Annotated in this window: 17 protein-coding genes; 6 read left to right on the forward strand and 11 right to left on the reverse strand. The window is 43.5% G+C overall.

What is annotated here, in order from left to right; all coding sequences use genetic code 11:
* Positions 1 to 42: 42 nt before the first annotated feature.
* Both ANME2D_RS00535 and ANME2D_RS00540 read right to left on the reverse strand, forming a co-directional pair.
* Positions 43 to 1,467, reverse strand: coding sequence for an acetate--CoA ligase family protein (locus ANME2D_RS00535; RefSeq protein ID WP_048089202.1), 1,425 nt, complete (start codon positions 1,465 to 1,467; stop codon positions 43 to 45).
* Positions 1,468 to 1,470: 3 nt separating this feature from the next.
* On the reverse strand, positions 1,471 to 2,643 hold the full coding sequence (locus ANME2D_RS00540; protein WP_081810063.1) for an alpha/beta fold hydrolase: 1,173 nt from the start codon (positions 2,641 to 2,643) through the stop codon (positions 1,471 to 1,473).
* Between the two features lie 198 nt (positions 2,644 to 2,841).
* Here ANME2D_RS00540 and ANME2D_RS00545 point away from each other — a divergent pair, with 198 nt between their 5' ends.
* Positions 2,842 to 5,133 (forward strand): heavy metal translocating P-type ATPase, encoded by a 2,292-nt coding sequence (locus ANME2D_RS00545; protein ID WP_198527319.1) that lies wholly within the window; start codon positions 2,842 to 2,844, stop codon positions 5,131 to 5,133.
* Positions 5,134 to 5,135: 2 nt separating this feature from the next.
* Here the strand turns inward: ANME2D_RS00545 and ANME2D_RS00550 are convergent, their stop codons facing one another.
* The gene (locus ANME2D_RS00550; protein WP_157833883.1) at positions 5,136 to 6,245 is read right to left on the reverse strand and encodes a BatD family protein; all 1,110 of its coding nucleotides are present in this window, start codon (positions 6,243 to 6,245) and stop codon (positions 5,136 to 5,138) included.
* 11 nt (positions 6,246 to 6,256) lie between these two features.
* Entirely contained in the window at positions 6,257 to 7,198 is a 942-nt protein-coding gene (locus tag ANME2D_RS00555) for a vWA domain-containing protein (protein WP_048088256.1), read from the reverse strand.
* 226 nt (positions 7,199 to 7,424) lie between these two features.
* Between ANME2D_RS00555 and ANME2D_RS16620 the strand changes: the two genes are divergently transcribed.
* A complete protein-coding gene (locus tag ANME2D_RS16620) occupies positions 7,425 to 7,967 on the forward strand; it encodes an SAM-dependent methyltransferase (RefSeq protein ID WP_157833884.1) in 543 nt (180 codons plus the stop codon).
* Positions 7,968 to 7,973: 6 nt separating this feature from the next.
* Here ANME2D_RS16620 and ANME2D_RS00565 read toward each other — a convergent pair whose 3' ends face one another.
* Entirely contained in the window at positions 7,974 to 9,257 is a 1,284-nt protein-coding gene (locus ANME2D_RS00565; RefSeq protein WP_048088257.1) for a multiheme c-type cytochrome, read from the reverse strand.
* A gap of 104 nt (positions 9,258 to 9,361) precedes the next feature.
* Between ANME2D_RS00565 and ANME2D_RS00570 the strand changes: the two genes are divergently transcribed.
* The 3 genes from ANME2D_RS00570 (at position 9,362) to ANME2D_RS00580 (ending at position 11,467) form a co-directional block, all read left to right on the forward strand.
* Complete coding sequence (locus ANME2D_RS00570) at positions 9,362 to 9,913, forward strand: O-acetyl-ADP-ribose deacetylase (RefSeq protein WP_048088258.1); 552 nt, start codon at positions 9,362 to 9,364, stop codon at positions 9,911 to 9,913.
* Between the two features lie 320 nt (positions 9,914 to 10,233).
* On the forward strand, positions 10,234 to 10,689 hold the full coding sequence (locus ANME2D_RS00575) for a PGF-CTERM sorting domain-containing protein (protein ID WP_048088259.1): 456 nt from the start codon (positions 10,234 to 10,236) through the stop codon (positions 10,687 to 10,689).
* Positions 10,690 to 10,798: 109 nt separating this feature from the next.
* Positions 10,799 to 11,467: a hypothetical protein gene (locus tag ANME2D_RS00580; protein WP_048088260.1), complete on the forward strand. Its 669-nt coding sequence runs from the start codon at positions 10,799 to 10,801 to the stop codon at positions 11,465 to 11,467.
* Positions 11,468 to 11,727: 260 nt separating this feature from the next.
* Here the strand turns inward: ANME2D_RS00580 and ANME2D_RS00585 are convergent, their stop codons facing one another.
* The 6 genes from ANME2D_RS00585 to ANME2D_RS00610 form a co-directional block, all read right to left on the reverse strand.
* Positions 11,728 to 12,090: a DUF1284 domain-containing protein gene (locus ANME2D_RS00585; RefSeq protein ID WP_048089206.1), complete on the reverse strand. Its 363-nt coding sequence runs from the start codon at positions 12,088 to 12,090 to the stop codon at positions 11,728 to 11,730.
* Positions 12,091 to 12,171: 81 nt separating this feature from the next.
* The gene (locus tag ANME2D_RS00590; RefSeq protein WP_048088261.1) at positions 12,172 to 12,624 is read right to left on the reverse strand and encodes a hydrogenase maturation protease; all 453 of its coding nucleotides are present in this window, start codon (positions 12,622 to 12,624) and stop codon (positions 12,172 to 12,174) included.
* Positions 12,625 to 12,628: 4 nt separating this feature from the next.
* Complete coding sequence (locus ANME2D_RS00595) at positions 12,629 to 13,954, reverse strand: Ni/Fe hydrogenase subunit alpha (RefSeq protein ID WP_048088262.1); 1,326 nt, start codon at positions 13,952 to 13,954, stop codon at positions 12,629 to 12,631.
* The gene (locus ANME2D_RS00600) at positions 13,947 to 14,699 is read right to left on the reverse strand and encodes an NADH-quinone oxidoreductase subunit B family protein (RefSeq protein ID WP_048088263.1); all 753 of its coding nucleotides are present in this window, start codon (positions 14,697 to 14,699) and stop codon (positions 13,947 to 13,949) included. Before ANME2D_RS00600 ends, ANME2D_RS00595 begins: the two co-directional genes overlap by 8 nt.
* Before the next feature lies 1 nt (position 14,700).
* Entirely contained in the window at positions 14,701 to 15,546 is an 846-nt protein-coding gene (locus ANME2D_RS00605; RefSeq protein ID WP_048088264.1) for an FAD/NAD(P)-binding protein, read from the reverse strand.
* A 3-nt stretch (positions 15,547 to 15,549) separates the two neighbouring features.
* The gene (locus ANME2D_RS00610; protein WP_048088265.1) at positions 15,550 to 16,608 is read right to left on the reverse strand and encodes a 4Fe-4S dicluster domain-containing protein; all 1,059 of its coding nucleotides are present in this window, start codon (positions 16,606 to 16,608) and stop codon (positions 15,550 to 15,552) included.
* Between the two features lie 245 nt (positions 16,609 to 16,853).
* On the opposite strand from ANME2D_RS00610, the gene ANME2D_RS00615 reads away from it, so the two are divergent.
* A complete protein-coding gene (locus ANME2D_RS00615) occupies positions 16,854 to 17,375 on the forward strand; it encodes a helix-turn-helix domain-containing protein (protein ID WP_048088266.1) in 522 nt (173 codons plus the stop codon).
* The last annotated feature ends 2 nt before the right edge of the window (positions 17,376 to 17,377 follow it).

Below are 17,377 nucleotides of genomic sequence, written 5' to 3' on the forward strand. Positions count from 1 at the left end.
TCCGTAAATACTCCCCTATTCTAATCTAACTCTGGGGTTCTTCTATTTATCGGATAGGCTCTTAATCGCTATAACAGGTTTATTCCATGTTACTTCCCTGACAGCTCTCATGAATGCCCTGCCGTTCTTGATCTCCTCGATGTAAAGTATTATAGCTTTTGTATCAGCATCGTCTCTTGCAAATTTGAGGAATTCATCAAAGCCCAGATCTGCCTGATTGCCTACACTTATAATCGCAGAAAAACCTATATCTATATCTTCCTGCAGGCTCCAGTCCACTGCTGTGGTAATAGTAGCGCCGCTTTGTGATATAAATGCAAGGCGGCCGGGTCTTGGAGATGCAGGGTCAAACGTGGCATTGATCCTTTTATGCGGCAGGATTATTCCAAGGCAGTTCGGACCAACCATACGGATGCCATATTTTCGTGCGATCTGTAAAACCTTATCTTCAAGGATTCTCCCCTCTTCGCCTGTTTCCTTAAAGCCTGCGGATATAACAACAGCCAGTTTTACACCTTTTTTACCTGCCTCTTCTATAACTTCCGGGACGACTGGTGCTGGGACTGTTATAATTGCAAGATCAACACTGTCAGGAATGGCTATCAGGGATGGATATGCTTCGCGCCCGAGTATCTCTTTTCTTTTTGGGTTTACAGGATATAATCTACCCGGAAAATCCAGCAGGTTCCTGAAGACTGCATATCCGATCTTTTTGGGATCAGAAGAGGCACCAGCAGCGGCAATAGATCCGGGGTAAAAAATCCCTGCCTGGACTTCCTTTTCAATTTTTTCCCCGGGCTCAGTCACCTCATCACCTTCATAAATTCTTGCATCAACAGCGCATGCCCCTTTTTCGTATAATATCAATGGATTGATATCAAATTCAACCAGTTTGTTACTCTCATAGAATAGTTCAGATACTTTACCAATAATTTCAGTCAGCACCTTCTCATCCCTGGGTGGCTCACCTCTATAACCTTTTATTAAAATGTATCCCTTTATTTCCCGTATCATCTTCTCTATCTCGTCTTCCCCGATAGGAAGTACCTTTAATGATACATCCCTCATAATTTCGACAAGTTTACCACCAAGCCCAAAAGTAATGACCTTCCCGAAGGATGGATCGGTTTTTCCACCTATTATCAGCTCCAATCCAGAGGGCATCTCCTTTTCAATGATTATTCCGGTTATGTCAGCGTCAGGAACGTTTTTCTTCACATTCTGGATTATCGTTTCAAATGCGTTTTTCACCTCATCCTTATTTTTTATCCCGGTTACAACACCGCCTGCATCACTTTTATGAACAACCTGCAAAGAGACTATTTTTGCCACAACAGGGTAGCCCATTTTTTCTGCAATCCTTACAGCCTCATCTGCATTATTTACAATCTTATACTCTGGAACCGGAATGTCATGTCTCTTCAGCAGACCATATCCTTCAGCCTCGCTTAACATTCTTCCTGGCATAACTTACCCGGTTGAATGCGCCTTTATCCACTTAACAATCTTTGGCCAGTTCTCCCCGAGGGGCTTTAAACCCATAAATAATCCGATGTGACCGCCGTTGGCTGTATCCTTTACAATCTCGGATTTATCAGTCCCGAGATGTTTTTCAGCATTGAAGACCTGTTCTTTCGGAGTTATGTCATCTCTTTCTCCACCCAGCAGGTATACAGGACACTTTATATCACCCAGGCTCAACTTCTTCCCAAGTCCAATAAACTCCCCTTTGAAAAACCTGTTCTCCTTAAAAAGCTCTTTAACTACCTGAAGATACCACTTTCCTGGAAGATCAATGGTATATTCATACCATCTCTCAAAAATCTCAAACCTCTTAACATATGCCGGGTTATTGATGCGTTCGTAGAGCGCCACGTACTTACCGATGTACTGTTCATTCGGGTGAAGGCTTTTGAAGCCATCAAGCATGAAATCGCCCTTCAGAACTCCTCCTCCTATCGCCACAAGCCCCTCAAAGAATTCCATGGGAAACCTGTGCGCATACTCTATTATTGTACCATCTCCAGCATCGGTATCTATAGGAGCACCACCAAGAATGAGTGTGTTTACCTTATCCGGGAACCTTGCAGCATACATAGCACCCAGCCATCCACCCTGGCACATTCCTGCGAGATTGACGCGCCCGCCTAATTCATCAACACAGATATCCAGCTCACTCAGATAGTTGTTTATGTTGTAATATTTAATCTCCTCGGTTGCGCTCTTCCAGTCTATAGAACATACGTTTTTAATCCCATTCCCAATAAGCGTTTCAACCAGGCTCTGTTTTGTGTTAAAGTCAACTATTGCTGAAGCATGACCCGCGTAAGGCGGTATTATAAGCGTATAGATACCGTTCCCTCCACGGGAGAAATCCCTCAGTTTCAATGTATGCAGATCTATTCGTATGCTATTTTTTGTTGCCCATGCCGGCTCCGGTCTCTCAATCTGCGTTTTTTCAAACACTTTTAAGAATTTGAGATAATCTCTGAGAGCTTCTATATTCTCCTTTGTAACTTCTGTATTCTTTTTAATATAATCTGTATAGATTACAGGTGGCAGCACGAATGGATTCCCGTTTTCAGTGAATCTAGATACACCTTTAATCTCTCTTTCTTCGCCTGTCTTGATCGCCTTAATCATATTAACTCACTCCGCTCATGAAGTATTTGTCGTTCCCATCGTATTAATATATGTAAGAATCTGCAGTCCAGCATCGCTTTGCTCCGGATCAGGGATTGCATCCTTAAAAATAGAACTAAAGAAAAATTATATAATGGAGAGGAGTTCTATAATTGTATATCAGCATAAATACGCTGATGTCTTCTGCAGGGGTTCACTATGAAAAATCAATACGAAACGATAAGGCTGGAAGTTCGCGATTACATACGTCCAGAGTGCTCCTGTAAGGTAGAGGACATAGCGAAGTCTGTTGAGCACGTTGTTGACTCTAATTTTGATCCTGTGAACAACATACTGATGGTTAAAGCTCATAAGGGCATGGTCAATGCCAGGGATATAATAGATGAGTTAAAAAGATGCATGGTGCGCTGCGAAGAGGGTCAAACTGCCCGTATGGAACCTGAGGCTAAAACTGAGCATATGGAACATATGGAACACGAGGCAAGACCCTATCGCGAGATGAGAGCTGCCGTGGAGAAGCCGGCTGTACATGACCACCATGCTATGATGGAAGCACAGATGAAGCGGAACTTTATTATCGCCGCAATCTTCACTATCCCGACATTGATCCTGTCACCATCGATCCAGGAATGGTTTGGGTACACTCTGCCGCCATCTCCTGCCTGGGATATCCTGCTTGTTCTCACAGCTTCCATCGTGATCTTATACGCGGGCTCTGTTTTCTATACAGGCTCGGTCAAAGCCCTCAGAATGCGTACGCTTGATATGAACGTTCTGGTAAGCATTGCATTGTTATCAGGGTATTTCTACAGTCTGGGTGCTACTTTCGTATTCGAAGCGCCTGATTTTTACTGGGAGATAAGCACCCTGGCTACATTCATTCTTTTCGGGCACTGGATGGAAATGAGGGCAGCGAGGAGCGCGGCAGGAGCCTTAAGAGAGCTTGTGAAATTGATCCCGCCCACTGCCAATCTGATAAAAAACGGCGGGGTTGTCGAGGTTCCTACTTCAGATCTAAAAATTGGAGATATTGTTCTTGTCAGACCGGGTGAGAAGGTTCCGATAGATGGTGTGGTGACAGAGGGCGAAACATCGATTAATGAAGCTATGATCACAGGTGAATCAAAGCCGGTTGAAAAGAAGAAAGGAAGCGAGGTTATTGGAGGAACCATAAATTTTGAAGGCGCTATCCGGGCTCAAGTGACAAAAACCGGTGAAGAAACAGCGATTGCACAGATTATCAGGCTTGTTGAGGAGACCATAGCTTCCAAGCCCAAGGTTCAGAAACTGGCAGACAGAGCAGCCAGCTACCTGACTCTTGCAGCGATCTTTGTAGGCGGAGGAACGTTCGCTTTCTGGTTCGGGATTGGAGCAGGAAGCCTTTTCGCTCTTACACTTGCTATCACGGTCATAGTCATTACCTGCCCTCATGCTTTAGGCCTGGCCATCCCAACCGTCACATCGGTATCTACGACCATAGCTGCCCATAACGGGATCCTGATAAAGAATTTTGAAGCAATGGAAATTGCGAAAAAGATCGACATTGTAGTATTTGACAAGACAGGAACACTGACAAAGGGAGAGTTCGGGGTTACAGACATTATCAGGTTAGGGGACTGGGCTGAAAAAGAAATCCTGAGAACAGCAGCGGCCATAGAGGTCAATTCAGAGCATGTTATAGCAAAAGGAATAGTAAAAAGAGCACAGCAAAAAGACATACTGGATATAAAAGCTGAGAAGTTTACGGCTATTCCGGGGAAGGGCGCTAAGGCGACGGTTGGTGAGAACGAGGTTTACATAGGCAATGCTAATCTTATGAGGGACCTGAAGATAAACACTGAAGAACACCAGGATGTGGTCTCAAAACTTTCCTCTCAGGGTAAGACAGTTGTTTACGTTGCAACTGATAAGGGGCTACAGGGCTTAATAGCAATGGCTGATCTGATAAGGGATGAATCTAGAGAAGCAGTTAAATCTCTAAAAGAACTTGATCTGGAAGTAGCTATGCTTACAGGAGACAATAAACAGACAGCAGCCTACGTTGCTAAAGAGCTTGGCCTGACCACTTTCTTTGCCGAGGTTCTTCCAGAACAAAAAGCGAATACAATAAAGGGACTGCAAGATCAGGGAAAGAGAGCGGCAATGGTGGGAGATGGCATAAACGATGCACCTGCCCTGGTTCAAGCAAATGTCGGAATAGCGATCGGCGCCGGCACAGATGTTGCAGTTGAATCTGCTGATGTTGTTCTAATCAAGAACGACCCAAGAGATGTCTCCAGGCTCATCAGGCTAAGCAATATAATCATGCGCAAGATGAACCAGAACCTGTTCTGGGCAACAGGTTATAATGTTGTGGCAATCCCGGTAGCAGCAGGCGTACTTGTTCCCTACGGGATAGTTCTAAGACCTGAGTTTGCCGCATTGATCATGTCCGCAAGCTCCATAAGCGTCGTCGCCAATGCTCTTCTGATGAGACGGGCAAGAATCTGAATTCAAACTATAATCCTTTTTGCATACTCGATCATCCTTTTAAAATCATCAGGATCTGGTTCATATCTTGCAAATTTAACAAGATCGCAGAGCATGAAACACTGCCTTGTATCTTCTATATATATCTCATCCTTTGATCCTTTAATAACCCTGAGTATCTCATCGCTTGTGAGTTCGTTGATTCCAAGCATTTCCTTAAAGTATGTTCTCAGGGCACCCGATGCCTCCAGGTATGCCTCTTTCTGCATACCGCTGTTGAACATCCCAACTGCCCGATCCAGTTTCGCCAGAGCTTCTTCCCCGGGATTTGCCTGCACCGGAAGGGAAAGTTGGACAGGTAAAAGCTCATTACTGCTCAAGTATCTCTTATATAGGTATATCCCTAGCAGCGGAATTACAAGAAAGATGAGCATCCAGTAGGGCCAGGACCTGGGTTCTTCCTTCATCCTGAAAAATTCACTGTTATTTTCAATCCTGTTGCCTGGCTCATCCTGCATCCCCTGATCGTCCTGCTGCTTGCGATCCATCTCATCCTTGAGGTTCTGCATATCCTGATCCGATTGCTGGATATCACCGGGTGATGAACCCTGCTGCTGACGGTTGATCTGTCCATCGATTATCAATACTGATGATGATGTAGAATATGATGTACTGCGCTTGATCACACCATCGCAGTTGTAGATGCTGGTGATACCCTGCAGCAGTCCGGAGGATGCCCCCTGTTTTATGGATATCTTTAATGGTTCGGATTTTATTGATTCACGGTCTCCTGTGTCTGGATTTGTATAGGTGACAGTAGCAGGGTCAAGCGTAAAATCACCAGCAGAGAACGCCTGTATCTTACGATTATACGTTACTGTAGTGTTTTGATTACCGAGCAGGGTATAATCATAGCACTGTATCTCAAGCCCGTTGCTTCCAAGAATATTACTATCCTGTACGACCACAGGTATAGATCGACCGAAAGGATTCTCAAACTCAAGGGATATAGTTATGCTGTCGTCAGTTGTTATATCTGTATCCTGCACTACCTTTTTAACATACAACTGCTTGGCAGATGCTGTACCTGAAATTATTAGCAAGATACACAAGCACAGTATTTTTAGCCTCATATTTCCATCGATCATGGAAGTATCCTGTATCGTCCAAACCTGAGGTACAGTTCAGCAAGCAGTATACCTATAGACACCAGGATTACCCAGTCTTTTATACTTGAATACTCAGGCTCACGTTCTATTTTTTTTGGCAGCTCACTGTATATGCGCGAAAGTGTTGAGCTATCCACAGATTTGAAATACTGTCCGTTTGTTTCTTTTGCTATCTTCTGCAGCGTGGCCTCATCCAGATTGGCATACTGGGGGTTGCCGAGCCAGTCAGATCCCAGGATCACCTCATCCTGTGAGCCTATACCCACAGTATACACCTGGATACCATTTGTCTTTGCAAACCTGATGGCCTCATCCGGATTGATAACACCTGCGTTATTTACGCCGTCGCTCATGAGGATAATCACCCTCTTTTTGTTGGGGATCGATGTTGCCATATCCACAGCAAGTGCAAGTCCGTCACCGAGTGCTGTCTCACCCTCTGTCTGTTTTATCGCCGCAAGTTTCTCGAGCACCTTATCCCTGTAAGGGGATAGATAGGCGGACGTCGTAGCTCCGCTTGAGAAAACAACGATGCCTGCATTGTCCTTACTGCTCAGTTCATTAATCAGTATCCTTGCGCTCTCTTTGGCAGCCTCAAGCCGTGTGGGTTTATAGTCAGTTACTGCCATACTTCCAGAGATATCCATTACAATCACCACGTTAACTCCCTCTTTTGTCTGCCTGAGAGGTATATGCGGATCTGCAAGGGCTGTGATCAATATGGCTATTAAAATTATATGTATATAAAAAAGAACCTCCTTTGCTTTTGATTTTCCTGTACCTGCCTCTTTTATTAACGAGATATTGCTGAATTTGATAGCTGCAGCCTTTTTCTTTTTTATGGATTCTTTATAAAAATACCAGATCAGGGGTATTAATAAAAGAGCAATAAACCAAAGAGGGTTCTCAAAGTTCATCGTGTTATATCTGTTTTTTTTCCATCCCTTATCTGAGTTTTGATTTGAATCTGTAAGATACCAGAGGATAATAAAAAGTTTCTGATATATAGCAACAATACCGAAAGATATATTCTATATCTACAGCCATAAACTAGAGAGAAGAGGTAGCGGTTTGAGATTCATATGGTCAATGATAACACACTGTAGATGGCTTTTTAAGACATATTTTAATTTTAAATACAGGATGAAACCTGATCCATATCAGATAAATACATCAAGGTATGAGCAGACTAAAATCGCTAAAAGTATTGAAAAGATCAGAGGACAAAAATTTCAAAATGTTCTTGAGATCGGCTGCGGTGCAGGATACCATACCGAATTCTTACTGCCGTTCTCCGACAGGATGCTGTGTATCGATAATTCAGGTGAGGCCTTAAAGAGGGCAAGAGAAAAAATATCCGATGAACGGGTGACCTTCAAGCAGTTAGACCTGGTTACTGATAACCTGGATGAAAAATTTGATCTGATCTTCTGCTCGGAGGTTTTATATTATCTTGACTTAGAGCAACTGCATGCAGCATCTGCCAGGATCATTGATTGGTTGAATACAGGAGGCACGTTAATACTTGTTCATGCACTTATAGAAGGTAAATATATTGAGAGAAGCATCCTGAAAAGACCAGGTGCCAGAACAATCCACGGCTTATTTATGGAATCTGACCAATTATGCACTATATACGATACAATTGAGAAATTCTACAGGATCACCGTGTTAAAAAGAAGGTAATTAGATTTACCTTCTTCTAGCCAGTGCCACAATCAGAAGCGCCCCGATTGCAAAGAGCAATTCAAAACCCGGTGCCTTTTGTGTTGATACTGAAGTTGATACCGGAGTCTCAGATTGTGTCGCGGTTGTTTCAGCTTTTACGAATTTATGTATGCCTTTTGCGTACTGTCCTGCCCATGCCTTGTCCTTATCGTTATGGCAGTTCAGGCATGCCCGGTCCAGCGTCACATAGCCATTGGCGAATTTTCCTGTATCGTCAAAGAACTTTGCATTGATATCTGTATTTATCTTGAATATATGAGTCTTCACATCACCTTTGAAACTGGCAGCATCTCCTACAGCCGATTTTCCTGCAGCAGGCATATGGCAATCAGTACATTTGATACCTGCCTTTTGCATCGTGCTTCCTGTGAAATCATTGTTCTGCTTGGGATGGCATGTTGAGCATTGAGCCTTAATACTTGCTCCTGCTGTCGGGTTTGTCTGCCCGACACGGGTTCCCTTATGCGGGTCATGGCATGAGACACAGGACAGTTCCTTATGAGGGCTGTTAAGGAACTCAGGGTACTGCTCATGGTGTTCAATGAACCCATCTTTTGACATTATCTTTGTATCATCAGCGCCCCTGGTGTGGCATGCTCCGCACAGAGCAGCGGAATCATTCTTCAAGATGCCAACACCTTTTCCTCCGCCCTTAGCAACATGCACGCTTCCAGGTCCATGACAAGCCTCACATCCTACGGATTTCTCTTCCCATGTTCCTACTATGCCAGGTTTGTTATCCTGGCTTCCGGTCAGGGAATAGCCTGTAGTATGGCAGTTACCGCAATCAAATTTTTTAGTCTGGCCTGCGCTGTAATCTGCCCATTTTTTTGTTGCCAGAAGATACTGGTTTGAGCCGTTGATATCTTTGCCAGGTCCGGTCTTTGTGATGATATACCCGTTGTTATCTAAAAATCGTGCCTTCCATGTCCATCCTCCTATAACAAGATAAAAATCATTGTATGTATATCCCTCAGGAGCTGGTATGGCCGGTGAATTAAACGCCTGGGCTTCAGCCGGGGTGTTTAATTTATACGGATGCCCGGATGTTCTCCAGTCGTTGTACTTATCCGAATGGCAGATCTTACACTTCTCAGACCCAACGTATGTCGATGCTGGATCGGGTTTAGTTACCGGAGCCATATGTTCACCTATCACGTACGTTTTTTCTGCATATACCTGCTGTGTTGCTGCGGAGAATATCATAGCAAGTACAAGCAGGAAGCCTATCCTTTTTATGTTTTTCAAATCTTTTCCTCCATGTATGTTATCACTATCATCACTATCATAGGTTATAAATCTTTTGCGTTTATTATAACAAATAAATAGTTGTACATAGTTTGTAGCTAACAATGGAAGCTAAAATTGGAACCACCAGGGTCATCCTGATATCTGGAGACATCACCGAGCAGGAAACCGATGCCATAGTCAACGCCGCTAATCCCGGCCTCATGGGCGGAGGAGGGGTAGATGGCGCCATACACAGTAAGGGAGGGCCCGATATATTGAAAGAATGCAGGATTATCAGACAAACATTATGGCCTGATGGTCTGCCCACGGGAGAAGCAGTAGCAACAACAGGTGGGAGATTAAAGGCAAAAAAGGTAATACATACAGTCGGTCCGATCTGGAGCGGAGGAAATAAGGGAGAGCCTGATTTGCTTGCGCAGGCATACAGAAGCAGTCTTACTCTAGCCCTGAGGATGGGATTAAGGACAATCTCCTTTCCATCTATCAGTACAGGAGCATACGCATATCCAATAGAAAAAGCGAGCAGAGTCGCCATCAAAACTGTCATTGGATTCACGGAGAGAAATGCCGGGATTGAGGAGGTGCGGTTCGTTCTTCACAGTTATAATGATTTGCAGGTATACGAAAAAGCATTAGCAGAGTACATGATATAATATACACGTAATTATTATGAAAAACAGCAGGAAGTAATGGGAGAAGCAGTTATTAAAACTTTTAACTCTTCTTCACCAGAAGAGGCCGACACATATTTTTATTTTTATTTATAAATAAAAATAAAAAAGATATACCGTAAGGCTTATTAGTACAAAAGACCAACATCAAAATGGGGATGTTTAATTCGTGTTGATAAAATACCGGGGATTACCGTTTCAGGATATAGCGACCATACAAGTCATGTATATCCTATCCAGGTCATTCAAAATCCCTCCAGCAACACGTAATAATCTTAAAAAGAGAGAAGGGAGATGAATAAATGAATAGGAAAATAATACCTCTATTACTTGTGCTGATATTAGTAGCTTTAGCTGGTGTATCACCTGGTATGGCATATAGGCTACAGGAAACACCAGGAGTTACTCCAATGGAAACACCAGAAGTCACACCAATGGAGACTCCAGAAGTTACACCAATGGAAACACCAGAAGTTACACCAATGGAAACACCAGCAGTTACACCAATGGAGACTCCAGAAGTCACTCCAGTGGAAACACCAATTGAGACTCCAGTGGAAACACCAATTGAAACTCCAGTGGAAACACCAATTGAAACTCCAGTGGAAACACCAATTGAAACTCCAGTGGAAACACCAATTGAGACTCCAATTGAGACTCCAAGAGTTACACCAACTCCAACTGCTCCTGGATTTGGGTTGATGGTCACTCTGGCCGGATTATTGATAGTGTTATTCCTGCTGAAGCGGCGTAATTAAAGACTGAATCGGTATAATAAAGACTGAAGCTGGAACCCCGGCTTTATTCTTTTTTTTCTATTGTACTTATGGATAACGTTTATATTTCTTTAATAATAATAGTTAAAACATGGCAGAGCTTGGAAAAATAGAGAAACCCGATGCTGCAAGCTTCAAAGAGAAGCGAAAACTCTATGTAGTGCCTACACTCCCTTTTGAAGAGGTTGCTTCACAATTTAAGATTGATGAGGCAAAAGTCGAAAGATTCTGGGGTGAGGTCAGAGGGAAGATAGAATATTTTGTCTCAACCTACGGAGATATAAGCATCCTGTATCTTGAAGGAATAAACGAGGAGGAGAACATAGGCATAGAGTTTTTTGAGAGGTTCGGAAAAGATAGCAACCATTACAGATTAATAAAAAGCCTGCTTGATAGAGGTATAAAGATCAAAGGAATAGAAAAAGATGAGTACATTGAATTATCCAGACTTCTTTTTGAAGAATATTCTAGATCATTTTTGCCTGAGGTAAAAGAACTCCATGAGGGATTCTATGGTAAGAACGTTGATTTCGATAAGTGGAGAGAGTACCTTGTAAAAAGGATTATGGAAACCCAGGATAAAATGAGCGAGCATGCATCAAAAACTATAGAAGAGACGCTTGGAGAGACTGGAAATGGGGTTCTTATTATAACCGACGGAAGACCGATCGAATTCCCGCAGGGTACGGATGTCTTCCAGATAAGACCACCATCTTTTGATGATATTGCAAAGACTATACGAAAGGATTATCCACAATAACAGTATGGGTAATCTTTATCTCATCTTTTGTTTAACTGGTATAATGGAATTAAACAATAAGATAGGAGGAGCCAAAAAAACTATTTCAGTATAATGGATAGGATTTATGGATAGGATAGGAAATTGTTCCGGCTCCTCTCAATAAGATAAGTTCTTTTACAATATAAATCGTTTTTCCAGTATTATACCCAAATTTATCCTAAATTTAGACCTGAAGTAGCAGCTCGGTTCTTCTGATTACACGGATATACCTATTGGTATCAACCAAAACAGACCTCTTGATATCTGCAATCCAGACAGAAACGGGCTTTCCATTCTTCTATAACCTGCGGTATCTTAGCAGCAATAATCTTCCAGTCAACTACCTCGCCCGGTTTGAACATAAGAAGTCTCAGGGCTTCTCTATCCTGATCCAGGATCATTTCATCGGTATATTCATCACTTGAGCATCTGTTATTCTTTAAATATGGGCATCTGGCGCACACCTCATCAGGCCCTTTAACGATCTCAATGCTCTCTTTCCGGAGGACTGAGTAAAGATTTTTAATAAAATCCTCAGAATAGCCCTCTCCTCTGAAAAAATTAAGACATATAAGATGATGGCCCCTTAGCTTTGTATTCATGGATGATAACATAGGAACTCGCATATTTTAACTCAATAGCCCTGTATTATATCTGAGGTAAACAAAAAGTTATAGTTTCAATTACACTTCCCTCAACACCATCTTTATCAGTGCGGGGAGGGCATCTTTCACTGGCGCTGACAGCTCTGTGCCCCATTCGAGTATTTGAGGCTCAACACCAAGAAGCACTATCTCGCCCGGAAGCCTGTATACTTCTTTGGCCCCTGCCATGATATCTATCAGGTTCAGGCCGTGCATACTAAGCCTGAGAGACTGTTTCAATTCTCCCTGCAGTTGATCGTAAGTGAATCTGTAGAGCGTACCCGGTGCGTTATTCCCATGGCAGGCATCCAGTATGATGGTCTTGTCCATTCCATCCATAGCCCCTAGGGCATAGAAAGCATCTGTCCCGGCATCGAAAACCTCAACGCCTGCCGGAAGCTCCATCTCCTTTAGCTTCTCGATGGCATGTATTCCAACACCGTCGTCCCCCATAATCATATTTCCGATGCCTATGATGCTCATATTTCTCATTTTATCACCGGTTAACGAATTTCACATTAACAATGTGTGTTGAGCATGAGATGCACGGATCATACGCCCTTACCAGCATTTCCAGGTACAGGGTTATCTCTTCATCACTTTTATCCAGGATTTCGGGAACCAGTTTTTCCATGTCTCTCTCAATATTATTAAGATTCTGATTTGTAGGAATGATGCAGTTGGCATGCTGTATGATCCCCCTCTCATCTATCTCGTAGTTGTGGTAAAGAGTACCGCGCGGCGCCTCAACCGCTCCTACACCGCTGCCTGCCTTTACAGGTATCCTCGATTGTTCATTTAACCCGACCACGATCTCTTCGTCATAATCTATACCCATGTTCTTCAGATCCTCTACTGTTGAGATGGCATCCTCAAGGCAGTGCACGCTCTCAACCAGTTGTGCAGCAGTATTCATATAAGGATTGATACATTTTGGCTTTAATCCAAGGGCAGAGGCGATTTCTTTGGCTTCTGGATGAAGTTTGTCATAGCTTAAATTAAGCCGTGCAAGTGAACCCACAGCATAGGACTCGCGGCTCAGTCTTGTATGCTTTGCAGAAGAGTGTGGGACAACGAACTCATTTGTAACATCCCTGTACTCTCTTTTACCTTTTCTCACACCGTCGGTAGAGCCCAAATCCCCGGTCAAGAGCGGATACTCATTATCATCGCTGACAAGCGCAACATACTCAGTATCCCGCTCAAATTCAGGGAATCTCATTGTAGAAACGAACTCCACTGTAGCCTCAATATCCGGCCGCATGCCTTCCAGCATATTGAGTATAGCGTCCAGATCCTTTTTTCCCGGCAGTTTTGTAAATCCGCCTATTGTTGCGGTTATAGGGTGTACATGGCGCCCGGCAAGGATGCTGCACATATCATTGCAGGTCTTCTTAAGCCGCAAGGCACGCCTCACAACCTGGTTATGGGTATCAATCAATGGAATAAAACTTTTAACTCCCAGAAGGTCAGGTGATGCCAGAAGATAGATATGCAGTAAGTGGCTGTCAAGCGTTTCAAAATGGAGGAGAAGCTTCCTGAGTTTTACTGTCTGTTCAGAAGGCGTGATAGAGAGGGCATCCTCAGAAGCCTGGATCGAAGCCAGGGAATGTGCACAGGCGCATATACCGCAGATCCTGCTTGTAATATGCTGTGCTTCAAAGATAGAGCGGCCTCTCAGGAGACCTTCAAAGAAGCGGGGAGCCTCCACAATGTCCAGACGACAGGTCTCAAGCCTGCCCTCTTTTACATTTACGACTATGTTGCCGTGACCCTCAACCCTTGTTAAATAATCTACATTGATGTTAATATCTCTACTCATTTTTAATTTCCCTGCATTTGTTGTACATATCTATCTTTTTTAAAACAAGATCAAGCGGGATATTATATCTGGAGAGAACGTCCTTCGCCCCTTTTTCATTCGGGTTGCTCACAATGCCACGGCAGCCGTAGCACATGTTCCTGTTATTTATACACCATGAATTACATCCGGCCCTTGTGACAGGACCCAGACAGCCAACCCGCTTCTCATACATGCAGACATTCTCATTCAATTTACACTCAACACAAACAGCATAATCAGGCACATAGTAAGGAATACCCTGAAGAACAGCCTTCAGTACCTCCACGAACTCAGGGATATATACAGGACAGCCGGTCACTGAGTAATCAACCTTTACGACCTGGTGAACTGCCCTTGTCTTTTCAGTCGGGAAGAAGTGGTAATCTGAACCATATACATACTTCCCGATCTCGTCAGGATCAAAGTTGTTCTTCATCCCGTTCACGCCACCGATGGCTGCACAGGAACCGAAGGCAATCAATATTCTGGATCTCTCCCTGATCTGTTTTAAACGCTCTTCAGCATGATGATCTGTAATACTCCCTTCTATAATGGCAATATCAAGCTCCCTGTCCCATTTCTCAGACATGATCTCCCTGAATTCAACAACATCGATTACATCCAGTACATCAAGGAGGGTCTCCCCTGTATTTGCAACCTGCAACTGGCAGCCCTCGCATGATGCAAAGTCGAAGAATGCCACCTTTGGTTTTGGTCTTTTCATATTAGAACGCCTCCTTCAAGTGCTTGATCTCACCATAATTAAAAACAGGTCCGTCCTGGCAGCAGTATATACCCTGTATCTGGCAGTGGCCGCACTTACCCAGGCCGCATTTCATATGCCTCTCAAGTGATAAGAAAATCTGGCGCTCCGGGATATTCCTGGACAAAAGCTCCTTTATTACATATTTGTACACAACAGGAGGTCCCACTACCACGGCAAAAGTTCTCTCTGGCTCAATCTGAACGCGCGGGATAAGTGTGGTTATAAGTCCCACATATCTTATCCAGTCAGGTCTGGCACAATCGACTTGATCTACCGTGCACTCAAATGATATATCCGTGCGCTTATTCCAGTCCTTTAGCTCATCGATGAAGAGTATATTTCCAGGACTTCTGCATCCAAAGAGAATATGAACCTTCCCGAAATCGCCGCGGTTATCAAAGATATATCTAATTAAAGATCGAAGGGGAGCAAGCCCCAGTCCGCATGCAATAATTAGCAGGTCGTTTCCTTCAAGTGCCCTGACAGGGAAGCCCTTTCCGAACGGTCCCCTGATTCCAACCTCAGCTCCTGCCTCTAATCTATGCAGTGCATTTGTTACCTTTCCAGCGGCTCTTATGCATAGTTCAAAAGATCCACCGGTTACTGGAGAGGAAGATAGTGATATGGGCGCTTCACCCACACCAAATAAAGAGACCATGACAAACTGTCCTGGCTGGTGGCCGAGACTTTCCCCTCCTTCCAGTGCTATCTCAAAGAGTTTTTCGTTCTCTGTCATCTGTTTTATGCTGAGAATCTTACCTTTCTTAATATTATATGCAGATTCTTTTAAGACCACTCGTTCCATAGTTTAAGCGTTGACCTCCCTTGATTCCGATTCCATTAGAGCCCCAAGCGTCTCCTTGAGTCTTATTCCTGCCATACATGCACGGCTGCACCTGCCGCATCCTGTGCAGAAAAATCTTGAGAACTTATTTACCGGATACCTGAACTTGCGGTAATAGCGGTGTCTCTGCCTTCCTGCACGCGTCTTCTGGAAATTTATCCCTCCTGCTATTCTTGCAAACGGCTCAAGCTGGCATGAGTCCCATACCCGATATCGCTTTCCTGTACTGAGATCAAGGTTGATCTCATCTTTTATATCGAAGCAGTAACAGGTAGGGCATACCATGGTGCAGTTACCGCAGGCTAAACACCTCTCATCAAGGTCGTTCCATACCTTACTCTCAAACGACCTGTCAAAAAGCTCAGGGATAGAACCCAATTCGATGGGGAGTTCTTTCTTGAATACAGTCCTTTTCTTCTCCCTGAGTTTTTCAAGCTCTTCCAGATGGGATTTCTCAGCATTCTCAAAAAGATTGATAGCTTCAATGATCTCCTCTCCTGCCCTGGTATTGATATGTACGATGAAATAATCTCCCAGATCTGTAAAGAATAGATCATACCCGCCGTCGGGCATATACGTATTCATCAGGCAGCAGACCGCGTGTTCATCGCAGTACTCATTGCATTCAAGTCCGATGATCTTTATTCTTTGCCTGCGGGTGAGATAATTGTAATCCTTCGGATGTTCTGAGAATACCATGTTCAAACACTGGATGCCAGCAATATCACAGGTATGAACCCCGAAGAGCACCATTTCCTCAGGCTCTACAACCGCTTCAGTATGCAGATCTTTGCTTATGTCATACTCAAGCAGTGTCTCTTGCTGAGGCATAAAGAATTTTTTTGGCGGCAGGATAGTGGGTATATATTTAATCGCAATTTCCTTGCCAGAGCTTACTTCTTCAAATGAATAATTATTGTACCCTTTAGATACAGGTGCTACCAGTTTGTGCAGCTTTGAAAGTCCTGTGATAAATCCGTTAAAATTCTCTTTTTTAAGAATTACGTACTGTGAATCTTTCATTTTGTTCTTGTTCTATCTCTCCAGGTCTTTTTATCCCTTATCGGGTATCAGTCAGTAGAGTTAGAAGATTTTAGTCGTACTAACCCTGGATAATAATCATGATATTATCATCGTTTAAATAGATTTCGCTATGCGCAAGACCAATCGCTAGTTTTCCAGTAGTTTTTTGCAACGGCCTGGATAAATTCAATAACCCAAATGTATCAATAATTATTAATATATGTACAATCGTGATAAGAGATTTAATGACAGCAGATGAGTTAATAAGGGCAGCAATAGAGTCGGATGAAGCCTTTATCAAGGCGTTCTCAAGGATAATTAAAGAAGAGCTGCAGATGACCGCATCTGAATTTAGCGAAAAATCAGGCATACCGCAAAGCACGATCTACAAATTATTATCAGGCCATCGTGAACCCAATATCAAGACCCTGAGGCAGATCGTTTCAGTACTCAGGAGAATGGAGGGAACTGAAAAAACTGATTTTATCGCGGTCATAGCAGCACGTCCGGTTCTTGAGAGTATAACTGAGAAAAAAATAAAAATCCAGGGCAGGCTTCTCACGATCAGGGAGTACTCGGCAACATCGATGGAAGATGCTATCTTAGCTGCAATAAAAGCTGAAAGGGATGGGGCAAAAGCAGCGGTGTGCGCCCCCATAGTAAGTACCACGATTGAGAAGGTACTGCGCATCCCCATTGCTACGATCATGCCCCCCAAGGAAAGCCTTATCACGGCGATTGAGCTTGCTGCAAAAAAAATGGGATGATT

This window comes from Candidatus Methanoperedens nitratireducens, from assembly GCF_000685155.1.
Classification (GTDB): Archaea; Halobacteriota; Methanosarcinia; order Methanosarcinales; family Methanoperedenaceae; genus Methanoperedens; species Methanoperedens nitratireducens.